At 65.5% G+C, this 21666-nt stretch carries 21 protein-coding genes and 1 pseudogene; 15 read left to right on the top strand and 7 right to left on the bottom strand.

Annotated elements, in window-relative coordinates; all coding sequences use genetic code 11:
• The first annotated feature begins 1 nt into the window (after position 1).
• From D6850_RS10845 to D6850_RS10855, 3 genes are read left to right on the top strand one after another with little or no spacing between them, the layout of a single operon-like run.
• Entirely contained in the window at positions 2–418 is a 417-nt protein-coding gene (locus D6850_RS10845; RefSeq protein ID WP_121166659.1) for a CopG family transcriptional regulator, read from the top strand.
• A gap of 25 nt (positions 419–443) precedes the next feature.
• Positions 444–1520 carry an extracellular catalytic domain type 1 short-chain-length polyhydroxyalkanoate depolymerase gene (locus D6850_RS10850; protein WP_121166661.1) on the top strand — a complete coding sequence of 359 codons (1077 nt, stop codon included), beginning with the start codon at positions 444–446 and terminating at the stop codon, positions 1518–1520.
• 1 nt (position 1521) lies between these two features.
• Positions 1522–2712 (top strand): C45 family autoproteolytic acyltransferase/hydrolase, encoded by a 1191-nt coding sequence (locus tag D6850_RS10855; protein WP_121166663.1) that lies wholly within the window; start codon positions 1522–1524, stop codon positions 2710–2712.
• An 81-nt stretch (positions 2713–2793) separates the two neighbouring features.
• Here D6850_RS10855 and D6850_RS19480 read toward each other — a convergent pair whose 3' ends face one another.
• The 3 genes from D6850_RS19480 to D6850_RS10870 form a co-directional block, all read right to left on the bottom strand.
• Positions 2794–3729 (bottom strand): glycosyltransferase, encoded by a 936-nt coding sequence (locus D6850_RS19480; protein WP_166434040.1) that lies wholly within the window; start codon positions 3727–3729, stop codon positions 2794–2796.
• Positions 3730–3845: 116 nt separating this feature from the next.
• The gene (locus tag D6850_RS10865) at positions 3846–4814 is read right to left on the bottom strand and encodes a glycosyltransferase family 2 protein (protein WP_121166665.1); all 969 of its coding nucleotides are present in this window, start codon (positions 4812–4814) and stop codon (positions 3846–3848) included.
• Positions 4811–6244, bottom strand: a complete 1434-nt coding sequence (locus tag D6850_RS10870; RefSeq protein ID WP_245964166.1) for a glycosyltransferase family 2 protein — start codon at positions 6242–6244, stop codon at positions 4811–4813. The genes D6850_RS10865 and D6850_RS10870 overlap by 4 nt, the downstream gene beginning before the upstream one ends.
• A 276-nt stretch (positions 6245–6520) precedes the next feature.
• Here D6850_RS10870 and D6850_RS10875 point away from each other — a divergent pair, with 276 nt between their 5' ends.
• The 3 genes from D6850_RS10875 (at position 6521) to D6850_RS10885 (ending at position 8426) form a co-directional block, all read left to right on the top strand.
• A complete protein-coding gene (locus tag D6850_RS10875; RefSeq protein WP_425452381.1) occupies positions 6521–7045 on the top strand; it encodes a DUF421 domain-containing protein in 525 nt (174 codons plus the stop codon).
• Between the two features lie 152 nt (positions 7046–7197).
• Entirely contained in the window at positions 7198–7902 is a 705-nt protein-coding gene (locus D6850_RS10880; protein ID WP_121166671.1) for a DUF4386 domain-containing protein, read from the top strand.
• Positions 7903–7925: 23 nt separating this feature from the next.
• Positions 7926–8426, top strand: coding sequence for a VOC family protein (locus D6850_RS10885; protein ID WP_121166673.1), 501 nt, complete (start codon positions 7926–7928; stop codon positions 8424–8426).
• A gap of 318 nt (positions 8427–8744) precedes the next feature.
• Here D6850_RS10885 and D6850_RS10890 read toward each other — a convergent pair whose 3' ends face one another.
• Positions 8745–9161: a MerR family transcriptional regulator gene (locus tag D6850_RS10890; protein ID WP_245964156.1), complete on the bottom strand. Its 417-nt coding sequence runs from the start codon at positions 9159–9161 to the stop codon at positions 8745–8747.
• A gap of 75 nt (positions 9162–9236) precedes the next feature.
• Between D6850_RS10890 and D6850_RS19485 the strand changes: the two genes are divergently transcribed.
• From D6850_RS19485 to D6850_RS10920, 7 genes are all read left to right on the top strand, one after another.
• On the top strand, positions 9237–9404 hold the full coding sequence (locus tag D6850_RS19485) for a hypothetical protein (protein ID WP_166434042.1): 168 nt from the start codon (positions 9237–9239) through the stop codon (positions 9402–9404).
• Positions 9401–9652: a mercury resistance system transport protein MerF gene (merF, locus tag D6850_RS10895; RefSeq protein WP_121166677.1), complete on the top strand. Its 252-nt coding sequence runs from the start codon at positions 9401–9403 to the stop codon at positions 9650–9652. The genes D6850_RS19485 and merF overlap by 4 nt, the downstream gene beginning before the upstream one ends.
• Complete coding sequence (gene merA, locus D6850_RS10900; protein WP_121166679.1) at positions 9649–11064, top strand: mercury(II) reductase; 1416 nt, start codon at positions 9649–9651, stop codon at positions 11062–11064. Before merF ends, merA begins: the two co-directional genes overlap by 4 nt.
• 11 nt (positions 11065–11075) lie before the next feature.
• A complete protein-coding gene (locus D6850_RS10905) occupies positions 11076–12422 on the top strand; it encodes a dihydrolipoyl dehydrogenase family protein (RefSeq protein WP_121166681.1) in 1347 nt (448 codons plus the stop codon).
• Positions 12423–12725: 303 nt separating this feature from the next.
• Positions 12726–13715 (top strand): lysylphosphatidylglycerol synthase transmembrane domain-containing protein, encoded by a 990-nt coding sequence (locus D6850_RS10910; RefSeq protein WP_166434043.1) that lies wholly within the window; start codon positions 12726–12728, stop codon positions 13713–13715.
• A gap of 59 nt (positions 13716–13774) precedes the next feature.
• Positions 13775–14092 carry a transposase gene (locus D6850_RS10915; protein WP_121166685.1) on the top strand — a complete coding sequence of 106 codons (318 nt, stop codon included), beginning with the start codon at positions 13775–13777 and terminating at the stop codon, positions 14090–14092.
• Entirely contained in the window at positions 14089–14910 is an 822-nt protein-coding gene (locus D6850_RS10920) for an IS3 family transposase (protein ID WP_166434044.1), read from the top strand. Before D6850_RS10915 ends, D6850_RS10920 begins: the two co-directional genes overlap by 4 nt.
• Positions 14911–15106: 196 nt before the next feature.
• Here the strand turns inward: D6850_RS10920 and D6850_RS10925 are convergent, their stop codons facing one another.
• A complete protein-coding gene (locus tag D6850_RS10925) occupies positions 15107–16600 on the bottom strand; it encodes a multicopper oxidase family protein (RefSeq protein WP_147438894.1) in 1494 nt (497 codons plus the stop codon).
• Between the two features lie 216 nt (positions 16601–16816).
• On the opposite strand from D6850_RS10925, the gene D6850_RS10930 reads away from it, so the two are divergent.
• Positions 16817–17248, top strand: a complete 432-nt coding sequence (locus D6850_RS10930; protein ID WP_121166960.1) for a CBS domain-containing protein — start codon at positions 16817–16819, stop codon at positions 17246–17248.
• Between the two features lie 561 nt (positions 17249–17809).
• Here the strand turns inward: D6850_RS10930 and D6850_RS19715 are convergent.
• Complete coding sequence (locus D6850_RS19715; protein WP_245964157.1) at positions 17810–18076, bottom strand: hypothetical protein; 267 nt, start codon at positions 18074–18076, stop codon at positions 17810–17812.
• Between the two features lie 59 nt (positions 18077–18135).
• Between D6850_RS19715 and D6850_RS10940 the strand changes: the two are divergent.
• A pseudogene (locus D6850_RS10940) lies at positions 18136–18562 on the top strand (IS66 family transposase); the annotation flags it as partial.
• Between the two features lie 377 nt (positions 18563–18939).
• Here the strand turns inward: D6850_RS10940 and D6850_RS10950 are convergent.
• On the bottom strand, positions 18940–21489 hold the full coding sequence (locus tag D6850_RS10950) for an NAD-dependent epimerase/dehydratase family protein (protein WP_121166687.1): 2550 nt from the start codon (positions 21487–21489) through the stop codon (positions 18940–18942).
• Positions 21490–21666 lie beyond the last annotated feature (177 nt).

Raw genomic sequence — 21666 nt, forward strand, 5'->3', positions numbered from 1 at the left:
CATGAGGAATGTCAGGCAAATCAGTGACAAGTTCCCCGACAATGAAAAGATCACGATCAACCTCGGCTATGTTGATCTGGGGCGGATCGACCTGCTGGTGCAGGAGGGGTTCTATTCGAACCGCAGCGATTTCATCCGCACCGCGATTCGCAACCAGCTCGATACGCAGGGTGACGCCGTCACCAAGACGATCGAGCGACACACGATGGAGCTGGGATTGCGCGATTACAGCCGGGCCGAGCTGGAGGCGCTGAAGGCGAAGGGTGAGATGCTGCATGTCAAGGTCGTCGGCCTCGCGCGCTTCGACGCGGATGTGACGCCCGATCTTGCGCGCGACACCATAGCGTCGATCACTGTCCTGGGGGCGGTCCAGGCCAGCCCCGACATCAAGAAGGCGCTTGCCGACCGTATGCGGTAACGCCCTTAGCAAAGGGAAAAAGAAGATGATGAAGTTCAACGTCGGCGCAAAGCGTCCGGCGCAGGGAAACCTGCGCGCTGCGAACCTTGCCGCCGCCAACGATCTAGTGCAGCGCACGCTGGCGCAGCACGGGCTGGCCGCCGGCCCGGACGCCCCGGCGTCAGGGCCCGGGGGGCTGGCGGATCTGCAGGCGCTGATGGGACGTCTCGGCGCACAAGCCGGGCCGCCCGCGTCGGCGGCGCCCATGCCGGAGGGGGCTGCGTTCAGGTCGGGCAGATTCGCCTGCGCGGCCGGCGCGCGCGGTTCTCGGACCTATGTGCCGGCATCGGCGACGCAGGGCGTCGAAGGGGTGGTCATGATGCTTCACGGCTGCACCCAGTCGGCCGAGGATTTCGCCATCGGCGCCGGCATGAACGCGCTGGCCGAGACACACCGTCTGATCGTGATCTATCCGCAGCAATCGCGCCGCGACAACGCGCAATCCTGCTGGAACTGGTTCAGCCCGGGCGATCAGCGAAAGGGCAGGGGCGAGCCCGCGATCCTCGCCGGCATCGCGCGGGAAGCCTTGGCCGAATTCGCCGTGCCGCCCGAGCGTTGCTTCGTGGCGGGGCTGTCCGCCGGGGGCGCGATGGCGATGATCCTGGCGCGAACCTATCCGGAAGTATTCGCGGCCGTGGGCGTGCATTCGGGCCTCGCGCATGGCGCGGCGCGCGATGTTTCCTCCGCCTTTGCCGCGATGGCCGGGAACGGTGCGCAAGCGACGGAGATCCCGGGCGCCGGGCAGCCTGTTCGGTGCATCCTGTTCCACGGAACCGCGGACGCCACCGTGCATCGTTCGAACGCTGAGGCGGTCGCGCGACAGGCCCTGGCCGGAGCGCCGCAGACTGTCGAGACGCAGGCCGAGGGAAACGCAGGAGGGCGAAGCTATCAACGCCGCATAGCCACGGACGCGCAGGGCAAGGTCCTGTTGGAGCAATGGACGGTCGAGGGGCTGGGCCATGCATGGTCGGGCGGAAACGCGGACGGCTCCTACACCGATGCACAAGGCCCTGACGCCAGCGCCGAGATGGTGCGATTTTTCTTGAACCGAGAGGAAGACTGAGATGAGCGCGACAACACTGACCTTCGACGCCGTAGATGAGGCCAGCCCCGGTCCCAAATGGGCCGCGCGGTGGGCGCGGTCCTGGCCCGCCTACGAGACATGGTTCGTCGCCCGTAGCGGCGGCGCCAGCCCGTCCCGCGCGGAATGCGAGGCCGCGCTTGCGCATTACATGCCGGAACTGGCGCCGCTGCACCGCCGGCTGACCCTGCTTGCAGGTGGTTCGGACCGCGCGGCGCGGTTCCTGTCCACCTGGCGCCCACCGGTCTACCTGGGCGGTTGTTCGATCGCGGCGGCGGCCAGGGGCGAGACCGTGCGGCTGGTGCGCAATTACGACCTGTCGCCTGAACTGAACGAGGGGTTGCTCTTGCGCAGCGAATGGACGGGGCGCGCCGTGATGGGGATGGTCGAATTCCTCTGGGGCCTGTCGGACGGGATCAACGATGCGGGCCTCAGCGTCGCGCTGGCCTATGGCGGGCGGGCCGAGACAGGGCGCGGGTTTGGCGTCACGACCATCCTGCGCTACGTGCTTGAGACCTGCGATACGGTCGAGGCGGCGTTGGCCGTGCTGCGGCGGGTGCCGTCGCACATGGCCTATAACGTCGTCCTGGCCGATGCCGCGGGGCGCACCGCGAGCGTCGAACTCCACCCCGGCGGCGGCGCGAGGATCATGCCGCAGGCGATCGCCACGAACCACCAGGGCGCCGGTCAGGCGGACAGACCGCAATTCACCCGCACCTTCGAGCGGCACGCGCATCTGAAGCGGTTGCGGCGCGATCCCCGGAAGCTGCGACGGGCGTTCCTGCGGCCGCCGCTGCGGCAGGATCGCTACGGCGAAGGATTCGGCACGCTGTTCACGGCGGAATACGATCCGAAGGCGCGCGCGCTGTCCCTGACCATGGGCGATGCGCAGTGGGACCAGAGCCTCGAACGTTTTTCCGAGAGACGGGAGGTGGCCGACTATGGTCCCGCGCGCGCTCCGGCGCAGGCGATCGGTCACCTGCCGGCAGCGCCGCACCGGGATCACCACGTCCCGGACTGGAGGGCATGGACCCGGATCGACTGGAACGAGGTCGCCCGCGATTACGCCGCAGGACAAGGCCGGACGATGGAGGCGTATCTGGCGGCGGCGACGCCGCGTCCATGTTGCGGGGACAATTCGGCCGCGTCGGTCATGAGGTCGTCGGAGCCGTAGATGTCATCCGACGCCTGACCGAGTTTCCGCGCGGCGTCTTCCGCGTCAAATGCGCATTTCTCGGCGCCGGCGCATGCGTGGCTATGATGGCGTTGTCGTCGCGGCCACGTCCGCTCCCGCGGCTGTGGCTTCAAGAAGCCGCAGCCAGTCCCGCGCCACCGTTCGGAGGCGAAAGGCGGGATTGGCCGCGACCCGCGGCGGCGAACGGCGCCACTCCGCGATGCGAGCGAGGATTTGCCTCGGGTCGTCGCCGTCCACCAATTGCCGCGGGTCCGGCACGATTTCGGCATTCGCGCCCAGCCCGTCATGGACAAGAGCCGGCGTTCCGACGGCGTTCGCCTCCGCCAGGATCAGCCCGAAGGTTTCGGCGAATTTGGTCTGCGGATAGAACAGGCACAGCGCGCGGCGCATCTGGCGGATCAGCGCCGGGTGCGAGAGCGACCCGACGAACACCACGCCCTCCGGCGCCGGTCCGGTGTCCCATCGCATGTACCCCGGGTCGGCGACGACAAGCGTCAGGTCCGGTATCTCGCGACGCACGGCCGCGAACTGGGCGAAGACTTCATCCAGCCCCTTGTGCGGCGAACTCGCGAACAGGAGCCGGCAAGGGTCGCGCGGTGTGACGTCGGGGCGCAGATCGTCGTCGACAGGATTATAGATCACGCGCAGGAGTGGTTTCACGTCTTCGCCGAGAAAGCGCCGAAGCTTTGCGGCATGGGTGTGAGAGACGCAGATGACCGGGATGCCGGCAGATTTCAATGCGGCGCCCATCCTGCGGTTATGTCGACCCGGATAGACATGCAGCCAAAGGAAGATCGGCGTATCGGGATGGCGTTTGCGCAGCTTCAGCGCAACCTTCCAGCGGTTGATGACGATGATCGCGGCGAAGGGGGCGGCGCCGTCGACCTGGGGTAGGGGGTGCAACTGACCCGCCGGCGACTGCCGCCGCTCGCGCCGGCCCTCCTGGTAATGCGCGATGTCAAAGCGAGCGCGCAGGGCGGTCGCGATGCGCAGCACCGTGGCCTCTGTCCCGCCCAGTCCGCCAGTTTCCAGGTCGGGCAGATCGTATCCCGCCGCGCTGCACGGATCGACGATGGCGATGCGGGGCCTATCCGCCTCATGCCGCAGCGTCTTCATTGCGCGGCCATCTGGGGCGCGCGATTTGCCGCCAGGCTCTGTTGCACGGCCGCTGCCGTCTGTTGCGTGACCGGCATGTCGCGCTGGCGCAGCCAACCCGGTTGGCTGACATGCGCCAGCCCGAGGTGCGGGATGTCCACCGGCGCCGGATCTACCTTGCCGGTCTTGCGCCAGCGGTCGACCCGGGCCCAGACCGCTTGACGGTCGGCCCGGCGCCGGGCGCTGTCGTAATCCGACGCCGCGGATTGCGTCAGGCTGTCCGGCGTCTCGATCTTGGTCAGCAGCAGTTCCGGCACGATCCAGATGACCTCGCCGTTGAGGATCAGCCGGTTGCGGAACTCTCGATCCTCCTCGATGCAATCTTCGAAGCCGCCGAGGCGGCGGAACACGTCGGCGGCGAAAAGCCCCGAATTGACATGCGTCCATTCGCCCGGCACCTGGGCGCCCATCTGCAGGTTCGGAAACACGTCATCAAGCAGCGACAGATCGCGCCTGATCTCGACCCGCCGCCCGTCCGACAGGATCAGCTCGTGGTGGACGAGCGCGGCGCTCACCTCCAGCCGTTGGCCCGCCTGCTTGCCAGCGAGGCGCCAGTTCAGGCAGTCATCGGCGCCGATGTCCTGCGCCGTCAGCACGCGTACCTGATGCAGCAGCTTGTCGCGATGCGGGATATCGTCGGAGTCGTGGAAGGTGACCGCATCGCCCCCGGTCAGCAGAAGCCCCGCGTTCTTGGCATTGGCCGTGCCGAGGTTCCGCGCAAGGCGGATGTAGTTGAATTTCGGATGCGTCAGGAATGGCTCCACCGCCTGCGCCGTCGCATCGGTGCTGGCATCGTCGATCACGGTGACGCGGGTGTTCCACCAGCTTTGATCCAGCGCCGCGCGGATCGCCGCGTCGATCAGATGCGCGCGGTTGTAGGTCGGAATGACGATATCGACCAGGGGGGACAGCGGATCACGGGTCATGCGGGCGTCTCTCTCATGGCTGGCATGACGGACTCACGATAAGCGCGCAGACTGCGGCCGGTCAGCAGCGCCGCCGGCCACGGCAGCATCAGCGCCGCGAGCGCCGCGAGGATTACCGGACTTGCCGGAGCGGAGACGGCCAGCAGAAGCGTTGCGGCGACAAACAGAACCAATTGGCAGTGGTGGAGATCCCTTGAGGCGCGAAGCTTGTCGCCGGTCTTGTCCGTCACGATGAAGGTCAGGCGGCTGCCAATCAGCGCGTCGACCGTGGCCTTGGCGGATTGCGGCGCCAGCGCGGTGCGACAGGCGAGAGCATGCAGGACAATCCGCGCAGGCAATCCATCCCGCCAACCGCGCGTCAGGACGCGCAGGACGATATCGCAAAGGCTGAGAAGGATGGCGAAACCGGCCAGCGTCGCCGCGAACGTGTGGCCGCGCCCGGTCAGCAACCACATGCACAGGAGCGTGAAGGGCGCCAGCGCCAGGTTGAACCACGCGGTCAGCTGGGACAGGATGACCAGCCGCCTGGCAAGGGTGAGGGAGCCCGCGCCGGTGAAGATGAGCCGGGCGTGCCGGATCAACGTCTGGGCATTGCCGCTGCACCAGCGATAGCGCTGCCTTTCAAGGTCGTGCAACGACAGGGGCAAGAGACCCTTTCCCACGACCTGGTTGATGAAACGCCCCGAAAACCCCCCATTGCACAGCCGCACGCCCAGTTCCGCATCCTCGGTCGTGGTCGCGCCCGACCATCCCCCCGCCGCCGCCAGCGCCGCGCGGGAGATGACGCACAGGGTGCCGGTCAGCAGCACCGCCTCGGCATCGTCGGCCTTGGCTGCGTTGGTGCGGAAATATTCCTCGAGTTCGGCGTCCACCCCCGGGGCGGCGATGGTGGCGCCGCTATAGGATTGCGGAAACTGCACGTAATCCGCGCCTGTCCGATGCAGAGCCGCCGCAGCGCGGCGCAGAAAATCGCGTGCGACCACGTAATCGGCGTCTACCGTGACGACATGGGTGGTGCGGGGGTCGACATGGTCAAGCGCGATGTTGAGCGCCCCGGCCTTGGCGCCCGAGACCTGCATGCGGTGCAAGAACCGGATGCGGTCGGGATGAGCCATGCAGAACCGCTCGACCGGCTTCCAGAGCGCCGGATCGGCGGTGTTGTTGTCCATCACGATGATCTCGAAACCTTCGGGGGGCCAATCCTGGGCCAGAAGGGCGCGCAGAGTGGCGATCACCAGGCCGGGCGGCTCGGCGTGGGTGGCGACATGGACCGAGAACCAGTGCCCGGCGGGAGCCCGCGCGCCCGATGCAGAGTGCGCGGCCTGACAGGCGAGCAGCGGCCGAAGCGCCATCAGCGCAAGCTGAATTGTGATGATCACGGCGCAGATCAGCGCACCCAGGGGCGGCAGCAGAATCGCGAGAACCAGCACCGTCAATGCTGTGAAACACCGTAGCTTCATCGTTCGCCCCCGAGGCGTTGAACGGCGACAATCGCCTCCAGAAATCAGCAGGTTACAGTTTATCCTGGCTAGTGATCCGGGAACGCGTCACGCCGCCTCTGGGTTCCTGCGCGCAAGCGTACAGAGACCTTGCGGGCAAAATACTGCTCCCGCTCTTCAAGCCCGTCCTTCAACTGGTGGATTGAAACGCGACCGGGAGTTTGGTTTATGCTGAACAGGCGCGGCGCAACCGGGGAGACCAGAACCATCTTTTTCGAGAAACCCCTTGCTGACGCCATAACGACGGGCGCCGTGCTGAGCGCAGTCGCCATTTTCTGGGTTATCCTGCTGGTCCGCTTCGTCGGCTTGCGGTCATTCTCGAAGATGACTAATTTCGATTTCGTCATGACGATCGCCATGGGGTCGCTGCTGGCGGGTGCATCACAGTCGAAAGAGTGGACCGGATTCGTCCAGACGCTGGCGGCAATGGCCAGCCTCTTTGCCGTTCAGTATTTCGTCTCGCGGCTGCGGCACTGGTCGCCCCGGCTGGATGAAGTGGTGCAGAACACGCCGGTCCTGCTGATGAAGGACGGTGTGATCCTCCACGACGCATTGCGCAGCACCCGCGTGGCCGAGGAAGACTTGGTCGCCAAGTTGCGCGAGGCGAATGCGCTCGATCTGTCCAAGGTCCGCGCCGTGGTGCTGGAGACCACCGGCGATATCTCGGTGTTGCATGGGGGCAGTGTGGACGACCTTCTGTTCAAGGGTGTCGCGGACGCCGGAAACGACTGACGGCGCGCCCTTCGGGTGCGGCGCCAATCATGTGACCCTCGCCTCGCCGCCGGGCAGCGGGTGACCCGCCGATCCAGAGGATTTTTTCCGATACGTCGGGGCGCAAGCAGGGCATAATCCGCCCGATCGCTTTTCGGAACGGGAAACAGCCCATGAGCACCCTTGCCCTCACCGACGACCTCGTCCGGAAGACGCGGTTTGCCGGGCTTCTCTACCTCGTCATCATCATCACCGGTCTCGGGGCCGAGCTTGGCCTTCGCGGGCCGCTGATCGATTTCGCCGATGCGGACGCCATCGCCACGGCGATCCTTGCCGCCCCCGGCCTTTTCCGGCTCGCCATCGCCGCCGACCTCGTGATGGCGCTCAGCGACGCGGGCGTCGCGATCCTGCTTTACCTGGTCTTTCGCAGGGTGGCGCCGGGTCTGGCGCTGTCGGCAATGGTGTTTCGCCTGATCCAGACGGTGCTGATCGCGGCAAGCCTCATGGCGCTGCTCGCGGCCTGGCTCGTACTGATCCGCGCCGAGGGGCTGAGCGATGCGCCGCTGCTCGCGCTGGTGTTCCTGGACCTGCACGCGCATGGCTACGATCTCGGGCTGGTCTTCTTCGGTGTGAACAGCCTTATCATGGGCCTGATCGTCTGGCGCTCGGGGTTCATCGCGAAGGCGTTCGGCGCCGGCCTCGCGGTCGCCGGGCTTGTCTATCTCACCGGCAGCGGCCTGCGGTTCTTCGCGCCCGAGCTTTCGCCGGCGTTCCTGCCGGCCTACGGGCTGACGATCCTGGCCGAAGCGGCGTTCTGTCTGCGTCTGCTCTCGCAAAGGCGGCCGAGCGGACATGAGGCAAACCGAGTCTCATCCTGATCACAACAAACCGGAGATATCGAATGACCGAACGAGGCTTCACCGTCCGCGCCCTCGGCGAAATCGCCATCCGCTGCATTGACCACGACGCCATGGTCGCGTTCTACCGCGACGTGATCGGGCTTGAGTTGATGAGAGACCCGCAGGACGCGCCCATCGCCTTTTTCCGCATCGCCGAGGGCTTTGAGGGCCACACGGCGGTGCTGGCCCTGTTTCGTCACGACATCGAGGGCGCGGGCCGAACCCGGGCCGGTGACCGCCCACCTTCGACCGGCCCGGGATCCTCGCTCCATCACATCGCGCTCAGCCTGCCATGGCAGGAACAGGAGGCGGTCATCGCCTGGTACGCGGCGCTCGGGTTGGACTACCGCGTCGAGACCTTCGACTGGGTCGGATGGCGGGGGATCTTCACCTTCGATCCCGACGGCAACACCGTCGAACTCGTCGCCAAGAACCCCGGTTGGAGCGACGCGGCTGTTTCGCTGTCGGACGCCAGCCCCGGTGAAGGCGGCAAATCACAGTGAAGCGGGCGGGCGTGTGCGAGAGCCCGCGGGTCTGCACGGCCGGGCGCGCGCGCCCACCGTTCAGCCGGCGCAGGGGCGCGAGCGTGAGGCGCCGCGACGCGCAGATGCAAGGCTCGCCGTTCGAGCAACGGCCATCCCATCAGGTCACGAATTTCCAGAGATACATGGCTGGGGTGGTAGGATTCTCTGCTAAGTAATTGATATAGTTATAATAAGTAGCAAACATAAGGATATGGTGTCAAGTCGGAATGGCGCAAAACGTGTTCTGTGTCGCGGCATGTGAAGCAGTCCAGTGGCTTCGGCTTGCTCGACCTTTCGTCAACGGGCCAACGCGTCGAGCAGTGGGCAGTCGGGCGTGCTCGTTCCGCTGCATTGCTCGATCGTCGACGCAAGGGTGGCTTCGATCGCCTCCAGGTCGCGGATCTTTGCCCGGACGACTTCCAGGTGACGGCGACCCATCCTTTCGACATCGGCGCAGGTGTGACTGCCGCGATCGACCATGCCCAGAAGCCCGCGGATCTCCTCCATGGTAAAGCCGAGCTCGCGCGCCCGCATGATGAAGCCGAGCCGCTGCACATGCGCAGCGCCGTAGCGGCGGTGTCCAGCGGGGCTGCGCGGGGGGTCTGGCATCAGGCCGACGCCTTCGTAGTAGCGGATCGTCTCGAGGTTGCAGCCGGTCAGGCGTGCAAGCTCGGAGCGTTTCAGATCGCTCGCGTCTGTGTGATCCTGCGCCACCGGTTTTCTCCTTGATCCTGTAGTTGCTACAGACCCTATCTTGTCTGTCATCACGCGGCAATAAAGGGCACTGCGATGACAGACGACGCATTCGTGACGACAGATCAACCCGAGGACCACTTGGGCGGGATTGCGACCGGGGCCGGGGTGATCGGCGTGCGAGCCATGACACCGTGCGACAGATTCGCGGCGGCGGCAGGCCCCGGTTACGGCGCGGCCTTCGCCGAGAAAGCGGGATCATGAGCGGCGCCCGCCCGTTGGATGGCGACCTCAACAGGCACAAGGGACTGCTGAAGACCGGCATCATCGGCACGGTGATTGTCGCGCTGTGCTGCTTCACCCCCGTGCTCGTCATTCTGCTTGGCGCGGTCGGGCTTTCCGCCGTGCTGGGATGGCTCGACTACGTGATCTTCCCCGCACTGGGCCTGTTCATCGCCATCACGATCTATGCGCTGTGGAAGCGCCGGAACCTTCAGGCGAGATCATCATGAAAGATCACCAAACCCCCGAACCCTCCCGCTACGACCTCGCCGTGATCGGCGCGGGCTCGGCCGGGTTCTCCGCCGCCATCACCGCCGCAGAATCCGGGGCGCGCGTCGCGCTGATCGGCGCGGGCACCATCGGCGGAACCTGCGTCAATTTCGGCTGCGTGCCCTCCAAGGCTCTGATCCGCACGGTCGAAAGCGTTCACCATGCCCGCGCCGCCGCCCGCTTCGACGGGATCACGGCAGAGGGTCGCGTCACCGATTGGGCCGCCACCGTCGCGCAGAAACAGACGTTGGTCGAAGAGCTGCGTGGGGCGAAATACGCCGACGTGCTGCCCCGCCACGAGAATGTCGACTATATCGAAGGTCGTGCCCGGTTCGCGGATGACGGCAGGCTGACGGTCGAGGGCGCGGTCTTTCCGGCTGCAAGGATCATCATCGCCACGGGCTCCCGCCCACATGTCCCGGCAATTCCAGGCATCGACGAAGTCGCGACGCTCGACAGCACTTCAGCGCTGGAGTTGAGTGCGCTGCCCGCCTCGATGCTGGTTCTGGGCGCAGGTTACATCGGCGTGGAACTGGCGCAGCTTTTCGCGCGGGCCGGGGTCGCCGTGACGCTGGTCAGCCGCCGGGGCGTGCTGCCGGAAGCGGAGCCCGAGGTTTCGGCGGCGCTGGCGGGCTATCTTGCCGACGAAGGTATCCGGCTGGTGCGGGCGAAGGGCTACGAGCAGGTTGCGCAGAGGGATGAGGGTGTCGCCCTGCGCCTTGCCGGGGGTGAGATGCTCATGGCCGAGCGCCTTGTGCTTGCCACGGGCCGGGTGCCCAACAGCGATGGTCTGAACCTTGCCGCAGCCGGGGTCGCCACGGATGCACGCGGCGGGATCGAGACCGACGCCAACATGTGCACCGCAAACCCGAATGTCTGGGCCGCCGGCGATGTCACGGGCCGCGATCAGTTCGTCTACATGGCGGCCTACGGCGCCAAGATCGCGGCGCGCAACGCGGTGGCCGGCGCGGCGGCCTCCTACAACAACGCCACCATGCCCTGGGTCGTCTTTTCGGACCCGCAGGTGGCCGGGGTCGGCCTGAGCGAAGCGCAGGCGCGCGCGGCCGGGCACGCAGTCGTCACCTCTGTCCTGCCGCTCGATGCCGTGCCCCGTGCCTTGGCGGCCCGCGACACGCGCGGGCTCATCAAGCTGGTGGCCGAGGCGGGCAGCAAGCGCCTGCTCGGTGCGCAGATCCTTGCCCCCGAGGGTGCCGACAGCATCCAGACGGCCGCGATGGCCCTGAAGGCCGGGCTGACCTACGAGGAGCTGGGCGACACGGTCATGCCCTATCTCACCACGGTCGAAGGGCTGAAGCTGGCCGCGCAGACATTCGAAAAGGACGTGGCCGCACTGTCGTGCTGCGCCGGATGAAAGGAATTCCCATGACCGAGACACTCGACCTGATCGTCATCGGCGCCGGCATGGCCGGGATCAACGCCGCTAAGAAATGCAGCAAGGCCGGTTGGTCCGTCGCCATCGTCGATGAGTTGCCCTATGGCGGCACCTGCGCGCTGCGCGGCTGCGACCCCAAGAAGATGCTGCGCGCCGGGGCAGAGGCGGTCGATGCCGCGCGGTTGCTGGCGGGCAAGGGGGTCGCGGGCGAGACCCGGATCGACTGGCCCGCGCTGATGAAGCACAAGGAAAGCTTCACCGACCCGGTGCCCGAGAACATGGAAGAGGGGCTGCGGCAGGCCGGCGTGCGCTGCCTGCACGGCGCCGCCCGCTTCACCGCCGAAGACCGGATCGAGATCGAGGGCCATGGCGGCATCGCGTTCCGCCACGCCCTGATCGCCACTGGCGCCAAGCCGCGCCCGCTGGACTTTCCCGGCGCGGATCGGCTGATCGACAGCACCGATTTCCTGAACCTGGCCGAGCTGCCGCAGCGCATCGCCTTCGTCGGCGGAGGCTATATCTCGTTCGAGTTCGCGCATATCGCCGCGCGGGCCGGGGCCGAGGTCACGATCCTCGATCACGGCGCGCGGCAGCTGAAGGCGTTCGATCCGGACCTCGTGGACATGCTGCTGGCGCGCAGCCGCGCGGCGGGGATCAAGATCGTCGCGGGTGCCACGCCCGAGCGGATCGAGGCCGCAGGCGAGGGGCATCTCGTGACCTACAGCCAGAACGGCAGCCCCCGGCAGATCGAAGCCGACCTCGTCGTCCACGGTGCGGGCCGGGTGCCTGCCGTCGACGGGCTGGACCTGAAAGCCGCCGGCATCGAGACCGGACAGGGCGGCGTGAAGGTCACGCCCTGGCTGCAATCGACCTCGAACTCCCGCATCTTCGCCGCCGGCGATGCCGCGGCCTCTCCCGGCAAGCCGCTGACGCCGGTGGCCGTCTTCGAAGGCAGGATCGCCGCCTCGAACATGTTGAAGGGCAAGCGGACAGAGCCGGATTACACCGGGGTTCCGAGCGTCGTCTTCACCATCCCCGAGCTCGCGCGGGTGGGGATGCTGGAGGAAGAAGCGCGCGAGACCGGGGAGGTGAACGTGTCCTTCACCGACACCTCCGGCTGGTTCTCACAAAAGCGACTGAATGAGACTAACGCGGGCGCCAGGATCATATCCGCCAAGGACGGCAAGATCCTGGGCGCACATATATTCGGGCCCGATTATGCCGAGCTGATCAATGTCTTTTCGCTGGCGATCAAGCTGGGGCTCACCGTCGATCAGATCAGGGCGATGCCGGCGGCCTATCCGACGGGGGCGTCCGATATCAGGTCGATGCTGTAAGGGGGGCATCCGGCAGACTGTCAGGCACCATGCGACGCCGACGCCCCGCGCCACAACCCGGTGCAAGGTCCGGGCGGCGAGCGGCATCACGAACATGTGCGGATAAGGGCTTGCGATCATTGGCTTTCGGGTTGGCGATTGCTTCGCCTTTCATGAAAGGTTCCGTCGGAACCTCCTGGCAATGAGACGAGATAGACACTTCGCGTGACCGATCCCCATACTCCGCGAAACCAAAGCGCTGACAGCGGTTCGGCTGCCCCAGGACGCGCGACAGGAAGGCTTCTGAAGCGTTGGCTGCCGCCCTTGCTGGGCGGCGTCCTGGCGCTTTTTCTGGTATTCTGGCTCTACCGGGATCTTGATGTCGGCCGCTTCCTGGAAGGTCTCGGCGAGGCGCGCGCCGGCTGGGTCGCGGTGCTTGCCGGAACGATCCTGCTCGAGCAGCTTCTGAATGGATGGAAATGGCGCCAGATCCTGCATGACGTGAAACCCGTCCGCACCTTGCGGCTGACCGGCGCGCTGCTGGCCGGTTACGGCGCCAACGTGCTGGTGCCCCTGGGAATCAGCCCGCTGGTGCGGTCCTGGCTTGTCGCGCGGAGGGAGGGGTTGAAGATGGGCACTGTCCTGACCACGACGATCATCGCACGCTTCATCGACGGTGTGGTTTTCGCGCTCTTCGCCGGGTTGGTGGCGATGGCGGGGCAGGTCCCGCGGATCGAAGGTAATCTGGAACTGGGGCTCGCTGTCGCGGGGGCGGTGAACTTCACCCTTTTCGGGCTGGCGCTTTGGGCGATCTATCGCTTTCGAGAGCTGTTCGCGGGCGAAGGCCCGCTGGTCTGCCGGGTGTTTGATCGGATCGCAGAGCTGCTCCGTGCGAACGGGGCGGCGCTTCGCGGCGCACTTTGCGCGGGCGTCGTCTGGCCACGCTCCCGCCTGCACCGCAGCTATGTCGTCGTCGGTGCCGTTCTGGCCAAACTCGTCGCCGCCAGCCATTATCTCTGGGCCGGTCTGGCCGTCGGGGTGGTGCTGTCTCCCTTCGATTACCTCTTCTTGATGGTGTTCGCCGGTTTCTCGCTCGTGCTGTCGCGCTTCGTGCGCGTGCCGGGCGGTTTCATCATCGGCTCGGCGCTGGCATTCGAGCTTCTGGGCGTGCCCGAGGAGCAGGCGCTTCTGATGATCCTGTTTAACTGGATGCTGTCGATCACGCTCGTGGTGGGGTTCGGGTTGATCGTTCTGTGGCAATCCGGCCTCGACATCCGCAGGGCGCAGCGCGAGACGGCGGATATGAACGTCTGAGATGACCGCATGTATCGACCCAGTGAAAACCTGCTCATGCTACAACGAGGAAGGTAGCGATGAGTGTGACGATGGAAGATGGGATCAAGCGATGGACCGCGAAGCGCAAGAGCGCGCTCGTGGTGGAGATCATCCAGGGCAAGACGAGCGTGTCGGAGGCAAGCCGCGCCCACGATCTCGCGCCGTCCGAGATCGAGGGCTGGGTCGATGACGCGAAGAAGGGCATGGAGAACGCGCTGCGGACGAACCCGCTCGATGTGCGCCAGCAATACGAGAAGCAGCTGAAGGACCTACAGGAAGCCTACGGCGAAGCCATGCTGGAGCTCCGGGCGCGAAAAAAGCTCCAGGCCCTCATGGAGCGGGAGGACGGCAATTGATCCGGACGCTTCATGAGGGCCTGCGCGACGACGGGATCGCCGTTCCGCTGACCAAGCTGTGCGCGTGGTTCGGGGTGCCGAGGCGGACGGTCTACTACCGGCCAACCAAGGCGCCGCCGAAGATCGATCCCGCCTTTGCCGGACCGATCAAGGCGCTGATCGAGGCCGAGCCCTCCTTCGGCTACCGCACCGTCGCCTGGCTGCTCGGGTTCAACAAGAACACGGTCCAGCGGATCTTCCAATCGAAGGGCTGGCAGGTCCGCAAGCGCCCCGTCGGCGCACGGCCCCGCATCGAGGCGATGCCGTCGGTGGCCCAGGCGCCCAACGAGCGATGGGCGACCGATCTCTGCCGCGTCTGGACCGGCAAGGACCGGTGGGTGACGCTCGCGCTCGTCATGGACTGTCACACGCGCGAGCTGCTCGGCTGGCACCTGTCCAAGAGTGGGAAAGCGTCGACCCCGGTCGCCGCGCTCGAACAGGCGCTCATCACCCGGTTCGGCACGCTCGGCCGCGTCGACACGGAGTTCCTCCTGCGCAGCGACAACGGGCTCGTCTTCACCAGCCGGGATTACACAAAGATGGTCCGCAGCTACGGCCTGCGCCAAGAGTTCATCACGCCGCATTGTCCGCAGCAGAACGGCATGATGGAGCGCCTGATCCGGTCGCTGAAAGAGCAGTGCGTGCATCGGCAGCGCTTCGAGAGCCTCGCCCACGCGAGCCGCGCCATCGGCGACTGGATCGCTTTCTACAACACCCGCCGACCGCATCAGGCGCTCGGCATGAAGACACCCGCCGCGACGTTCGAATTAGCGGCTTAACCTGAGCAGATTCCGCTGGGTCGATACACGCAGGCGCACCCGTTTCTTGCGGGCGGCGAGCAACGAAGATCCGGGGTCCCGCCGATTTGGCTACGAGCGACGTGGCCATCGCGGTGCCGTATCGTCCACCGCTCCGACAGCGGCGCGTTCTACTGGTCCGGCAGCCGAACTCGGAACCCCCGCCGCCGCGCGGCCGTCAGCTGACGGTGAACTGGCCCATCATGCCGGAATCCTCATGCTCCAGGATATGGCAATGATACATGAACGGCGCCTCGACACTCGCCGGCTGGTCGAACCGAACGAGGATTTCGGTGCTGTTCTCCACCCAGACCACATCCTTCATCCCCGTCTCACCGAATTCGACGGGCCTGCCGTTCCGGCTCAGCACCTGGAAAGAGGTTCCGTGCACGTGAAAGGGATGGGACATCATGTCGGCGGTGATTTCCCAGATCTCGGTTTCGCCAAGGCGCAGTTGTTGGTCGATCCGCCCCATGTCATAGCTTTGCCCGTTGATGCCAAGCTTCGGCCGCCCGCCGAACATGCCGCGCATCATCCCCATGCCCATCATCATGTTGAGCTGGAACCGCCGCCGGCGGACGGGTTCGCCGTACGTCGGAAGATGCGCGCCGCGCAGTTCCCGCGGCAGTGTGGTGACGGCGGCAGGCCGGCTGCGGTCAACCTCGATATCGAGAACGCGAAAGACGCCGTTCCGGGTGTCCGGGCCAGAACCACCCCCCATCATGCCGCCCATCATGCCCCCGCCCATCATGCCGCCCATCATCTGCACCGGGACATCCTGCGAAACGAGGCGCCCGCCCGCGCCATCCGAGAAGTCGACAAGGATCTCTGCCCGTTCGGCCGGCGCAAGCTGAAGCTGTTTGCGCGGCACAGGTGCCGGCAAGAGACCGGCGTCGCTGGCGATCTGGTGGAACCGCCGGTCGTCGTCGAAGCTGAAGACGTAAACCCTGGAATTGGACGCATTCAGCAGGCGAAAGCGCACCAGTCCTTGCGGGACCCGAACCGCGGGGTCGAGCGCGCCGTTCACGACGATCCGGTCGCCCCTGAAACCCTGCATCGCGGCCATGCCGCCGTCATCATATTCCAAGGCTCCGCGACGGGTGAAAGCCTTGTCCTGAACGATAAGGGGAATGTCGTCGACGCCGTAATCCGAGGGCAGGGCGCCCGAGGCCGTGTCGTCGTCCTCGATCAGCAGCATCCCGGCGAGCCCGCGATAGACCTGGTCGCCGGTGCGGCCATGGGGGTGTGAGTGATACCAGAAGGTGCCGGCCGGCTGATCGATGTCCAGCGCCTGCTCAAGCTTTTGGCCCGGGGCGATCAGCGATTGCGGGCCGCCGTCCTGCCGGCCCGGGACGTGCAGACCGTGCCAATGCGCCGTGATCGCGCTGTCCAGATGGTTCTGAGCAGTCAGACGCGCTGTGCGGCCGCGCCGCATCCGCAGGGTCGGCCCCAGGTAATCCTGAGACCAGCCCAGGGTGCGGGCTGCGATACCTTCTGTGAAACGGTGCGTTCCGGGGATGGCTTCCAACCGGTTGCCAGCTTCGTCACCTACGTCCATGAGCGGGGGAATTGGCAGCATCGCACCGACAATCACCTGCGCCTGAGCGCGCCCGACAAGGGCGGGAGCGGCGATGGCTGCAAGCGAATGCTGCATGAACCTGCGTCGGTGCATCACGATTTCCCTTCCCGTTTCCTGAAGCGCTGGCGCTCCCCGCGTAGATATTAGGTTCTCCGCGTCGTCTTACGACCAATACGCGATCGGCTTATCGCCTAAAATTCGCCCGAGCCGTTTCCGGCAGCCCTCGCAAGTTCTTGCCGATCATCCCCGCCGTGGAAACAAACACCTAAGATTCGTCGTTTTCCAATTGTGGAACCGAAGGAGGATACCATGCAAGTTCACGAGATCATGACGAGCAATCCGACCTGTTGCGGGGCCGATGCAACGATTCAGGATGCAGCGAAGCTCATGGCCGACGGGTCTGTAGGGTCCATTCCCGTCATCAACGATACGGGCGAGCCGGTCGGCATAGTCACCGATCGCGATATCTGCTGTGGTGCGGTCGCGCAGGGCAAGGGAGCGGAGACAAAGGTGTCCGAGGTCATGTCCAAGGATGTGCTGACGACCTCACCGGAAGAGGACGTCGAGGGCTGCTGCGACAAGATGGAAGAGAAACAGGTCCGTCGCGCCGTCGTCACCGATGCCGATGGAAAATGTTGCGGTATGGTCGCCCAGGCGGATGTCGCAAGAGCCGCCAGCGGGCCGGAAACGGCTGAACTGGTGCAGGAAGTTTCGCGCCCCGCGAAAAGCGGGTGCTGCTGAGCGATCCTGCTCGCAACGTTCATCCGGTGCCGTGGCCGACTGCGATTATGGCGCCTTCGTCCGGCTGAAGCCACAAGTCTCGTGACGCAGGCTTGATGGTGAATGTCGAGGGCGTTTGAATCGCCTTGGGCTTGTCGGAGGCTGATTTTTGTTAGTTACACAGCCTGTCGGCTCGCGCTCGCCGCGATGAGGCCCCGCGGCCCGAGATTCGACGTGTTTTCGAAGAGAACTGGCGGGTCTACGGCGTCCGTAAGGTCTGGCGGCAGCTCGTTTCGTGGAGTGCGCGCTGTTTTTCGTGACCCTTCGAGCCTGGCCGTCTGAGATCGCTCCAATCGTTTCGACGGGCACCTTTCGGATGACTATTCGAGTATCCGTCGCCAATCCGTGCCGCGCGCCGTGTGAACCCCACTCGCGGGCAGGATCGCACGTAAACCTCCTGCTCGGGCTTTGGTGATCAATCGGTATCCATCCGGGGATACCGGCGGATACTCGAGGGGGCTAATCAGATAACCGCTTGAGCCACCTGCCCAATTCCACCGCGCTCGATCCGACTGACCCGGACTACGTCAGAAGGAAATTGACCTCGAGCGGGCCCTGAAGGACCGGGTGCGCGCCGAGCTGGGCCTTCCCGAAAAACAGACAGAAGAGAATCCGCCGCTCGCCGCGCATGCGCGCAATCACGGTATCTCCCCCGATTACATGCTGCCCGAGCCAACAGATAGCCCCAACGATGGTCGTCACGACGACGCCGACATCCAGACACCCCTCCTTCCAGAGCGGCCCGACCGGATGGGGCGCCCCCTCCATGCCCGCGGTCATGCCTTCCATCGCGAGACCGGCGTCAACGTGCTCCACGCGATCTTCGGTATCCTGAAGCCCGGCTCGACACGGTGCCGTCGCTTGCGAAGGGTGGAGCGCGCGCGGCCCGGCTCCGGACCTATGTCCGAGACGATCGCCCCTTCGCAGGTGGTGCGCCACCGGCCGCGCTGTTCCACTTCTCCCGCGACTGGAAGATGGCCCACCCCAACCGGCATCTCGCCGGCTGGCAGGGCATTTTGCAGGCCGATACCTACGGCGGTTGCAACGACCACTATCGCGGAGACCGTGATCCCAACCCGGTGAGCCGCGCGCTCTGCTGAAGCCATGCCCGACGCAAGTTCTTCGAACTCGCCGACATCACGGGGAATGTCCGGAAGGGCAAACCCGCCCACGACATATCGCCTGTCGCGCTGGAGGCGGTGGCAATGATCGACGCCATCTTCGACATCGAACGCCAGATCAACGGGCTGGACGCCGCATCGCGGCTCAAGGCCCCGCAACGGCTGTTCCGTCGGCTGGCCCCCGGCGATTCCACCGAATGGAAACTGGTGATGGACCAAGGACAGACCGCTGAATACCGCATGGTCCTCGAAGGCGGGCGTGCGACTTCGACCTGCACGGCCACAGCAGCGGCAATTCTGTGACCTGCGAGAAAGGCTGTGGCCCAACCGGGGCTTAGGGCGAGATCGTCGCGGAGTTCGACGGCCAGCACGGGTGGTTTTGGCGTAATCTCGACAGCTCTGACGTGACAGTCACGGTGCAGATGCGCGGCGGATACGCCGAGTTCAAGGACGCCAGGTGAGCAGAGGGAGCCGCCATTCGCCGGATGCTGAGCGAATGACGGCTGACGCCCCAGCTGCCGAGCCGCCGCGTCAAACGATGTAGCGATCCCAGGAGCCGTAATGCTCCTTGCTGCGGCGTCCACGCGGCAGGCTGAGCGCGATCAGGGCAAGGCCACAGAGGACACCGATCAGGCTACCCGCCACCGTTCCGCCTTCCAGAAACCAGGGCGCGATCACCAGCCAGGCTCCGAAGATCATGTTGAGGAACCGCAGAGGGCGCGCGACCTCGGCCCAGGCGATGACCGCCGTGGTCAGGACCAGTGCGCCGACGAGATGATCGCTGCCGGCCAGCGGCATGGCGTTGCCGAAGATCGCGCGTGACAGCATCAGGAAGGTGCCGATGGCCGCGCTGAGGCCAAGCGTCCAAGGCACCGTAACCCCGCGCGCGCTCTGCCGGAGCAGCTTGATTGGGGGCGCATCGAAGCTCATGGTTCCGCCGGTCTCGGAGCCAGGCAGCGCGTCGCCGCGGAAAAAAGCGCGCCAGAACGGGCGACCCCGGCGTGTGTTCCATACCATGAACTGGATCATTGCCACGATCTCATCCAGCGAGAACGGGATCATCACCAACATTGCGAGCGCGGCCAGAAGGCAGATCGAGCAATATGTGCCGATGGCGATGGGCTGGATGATGATGAAATAGATGCTGATGACGCCCAGCGGCCCGACCACGATGCCGAACAGGGCGACCATCCAGGGCATGGTGCGCCAGCGCTTGCGGCTGCCCATCACGCCCATCAGGATCTCGAACATGTAGCTCATCGCGCCGAGGCCACCATCGGCCACGGGCCAGGCCTTCGACGTTTCGGAGGTCACGATATATTCGCTGCCGTTCAGCGCCGAGGGTGAGGAGAAGAACGGCTCCCATATGCCGTCGATATGGCCCAGCTGATAGGCCGACAGTATGCGTGACAGCACGAACCCCACCAACCCCAGTGCAATGATCGGCAGGCGCTGCACATAGGTTGACGGGCAATAGGTCCAGCCGGGCGGGATGTCGCCATCGTCCGCCATTCCTTCGGGGGACATGCCGGGCATCATCGGGATCAGGATGGTCAGTGCGATCACCAGCGCGCCGATCAGCGTGTCATTGGCATAGACGGCGGGGTCCGGCGTCCAGAACACCAGCGGCGCGGCCAGCAGCCAGACACCCAGCGCGGCATTGCCCCATTGCGCCCAGCCATTGCCGGGCCGCATGGAGATCAGCGCAAGCACGGTGATGGCGAGCCCGGTGAAGACATCGTTCCAGGCGGTCAGCCAGCTGCGCGTGGCAGCGGCCCAAAGACCGCGATCCTCGGTGACTTGCTGGACAGCTGCGCTGAACTCGGTCTGGTCGAAGGTGCCGAAAACAGAGGGCGCTGTTGCCAGCCACAGTCCCAGCCCCGCCACCAGCCAATGCACCCAGAGCATCTGGAAGTGCATCATCCGCATGTGGCCGTCATCCTCGCGCGCGGCGGAATTCTCCTGGGCGGCGCTGTCGTCGTCGGTATCCTGCGCGCCGTCGGCCTGCGCAACCTTGGCTGATGAGACGCGGGCCGCGTTCAACCCATTTTCTGAATACCAGCCGTAGGGATCGTCCTTCAGATTTTGCAAAATGCGCGGCATGTCCGCACGCAAACTGTGTTCGGGCTGCCAATCGAGATGCCTTTTCGCCTGCGACAGGTCGAGCTCGTAATGATCGCTGGAGATATCCACCATCCAGGCGCGGATGAAGGCGTCCTCGCCAAAGACGCGGTTCTCGGCCCAGGCGCCCAGCTTGGCAAGCTTGGGCGGAATGTTCCATGTCACCCAATCCTCGCCGTGCAGCTCCCGCCCGATCAGGCGTTGCAATTCGCCGAAGGGGATCGGGTCCGTCTCGCCCAGGAGCACCGGGAAGACATCGGGCAGATCGGCGCGGCGGTCCACAATCCGCTCCACGGCGTCCAGCAGGTCATCCAGATGCAGAAACGCCTGCCCGCGAGACAGATCGCCGGGATAGACCTTGCCGCTGAACCGCTTCTCGTGGATGCGGGCGATCTGGTGGGCGAGAAAAGTCGAATGCCCCTCATCATCGTAGATGCCGGCCGGGCGCATCAGGACGAGGTTATCGTCGCCTTTCTCTTCGCGCAGCATCGCCTCGGTGCGGATCTTGGACGCGCGATAGGGAAGCTTTGCATCGAACGGCGCGTCCTCGTCGATCGGCTTTCCCGGAGAGGTCGGCGCGTGGGCGAGCATGGTGGAGGCGAAGACGAACTGCTCCAGCTCGAAGTCCTGCAAACCCTTCAGCAGTCGCCGGGTCCCCTCCACCGTGACGGCATCATAGGCCGGGCTATCCTCTCCGGTCAGGTCGAAGAAGGCCGCGAGGTGGACGCAGGCGGCGATCCGGTCGCCATAGGCCAGCCGCACCCGCGCCAGCGCCTGATCGACGCTGCCCTGATCGGTGATATCGAAACAGACGCATTCCGCCTGATGCGGCGGATGCGGCGGCGAATGGCGGTCGAGTCCGACGACGTGGTATTGCTCGTGCAGTCGGCGGACCACGGCCGCGCCGAGGTAACCGCTGGAGCCTGTGACGAGAACGACAGGTTTGTCCGGCGTCGCCATCAGCCCCTCTTATTTGCGTAGATATTTGACCAACGCCGCGATCACGAGCACCAGGATCACAAGGATCAAGATCCACCAGATCCCCATTCCGAACATCATGCCGCCATCCATCATGACATCGTTCCTTTCTGTAGTGCGGGCCAATCAGGGTAACCCGCTCAACGTAAAACCACCCTC

The organism is Roseovarius spongiae (assembly GCF_003651245.1).
Taxonomy (GTDB): Bacteria; Pseudomonadota; Alphaproteobacteria; order Rhodobacterales; family Rhodobacteraceae; genus Roseovarius; species Roseovarius spongiae.

Coding starts and splice junctions, on each gene's coding strand:
- D6850_RS10885 (WP_121166673.1), top strand. CDS start 7,926: ATGACCGAACGAGGCTTCACCGTCCGCGCCCTCGGCGAAATCGCCATC.
- D6850_RS10850 (WP_121166661.1), top strand. CDS start 444: ATGATGAAGTTCAACGTCGGCGCAAAGCGTCCGGCGCAGGGAAACCTG.
- D6850_RS10865 (WP_121166665.1), bottom strand. CDS start 4,814: ATGACCCGTGATCCGCTGTCCCCCCTGGTCGATATCGTCATTCCGACC.
- D6850_RS10880 (WP_121166671.1), top strand. CDS start 7,198: ATGAGCACCCTTGCCCTCACCGACGACCTCGTCCGGAAGACGCGGTTT.
- D6850_RS19715 (WP_245964157.1), bottom strand. CDS start 18,076: ATGGAAGGCATGACCGCGGGCATGGAGGGGGCGCCCCATCCGGTCGGG.
- D6850_RS10950 (WP_121166687.1), bottom strand. CDS start 21,489: ATGGCGACGCCGGACAAACCTGTCGTTCTCGTCACAGGCTCCAGCGGT.
- D6850_RS10915 (WP_121166685.1), top strand. CDS start 13,775: ATGAGTGTGACGATGGAAGATGGGATCAAGCGATGGACCGCGAAGCGC.
- D6850_RS10855 (WP_121166663.1), top strand. CDS start 1,522: ATGAGCGCGACAACACTGACCTTCGACGCCGTAGATGAGGCCAGCCCC.
- D6850_RS10905 (WP_121166681.1), top strand. CDS start 11,076: ATGACCGAGACACTCGACCTGATCGTCATCGGCGCCGGCATGGCCGGG.
- D6850_RS10925 (WP_147438894.1), bottom strand. CDS start 16,600: ATGCACCGACGCAGGTTCATGCAGCATTCGCTTGCAGCCATCGCCGCT.
- merA (WP_121166679.1), top strand. CDS start 9,649: ATGAAAGATCACCAAACCCCCGAACCCTCCCGCTACGACCTCGCCGTG.
- D6850_RS19485 (WP_166434042.1), top strand. CDS start 9,237: ATGACAGACGACGCATTCGTGACGACAGATCAACCCGAGGACCACTTG.
- D6850_RS10845 (WP_121166659.1), top strand. CDS start 2: ATGAGGAATGTCAGGCAAATCAGTGACAAGTTCCCCGACAATGAAAAG.
- D6850_RS10930 (WP_121166960.1), top strand. CDS start 16,817: ATGCAAGTTCACGAGATCATGACGAGCAATCCGACCTGTTGCGGGGCC.
- merF (WP_121166677.1), top strand. CDS start 9,401: ATGAGCGGCGCCCGCCCGTTGGATGGCGACCTCAACAGGCACAAGGGA.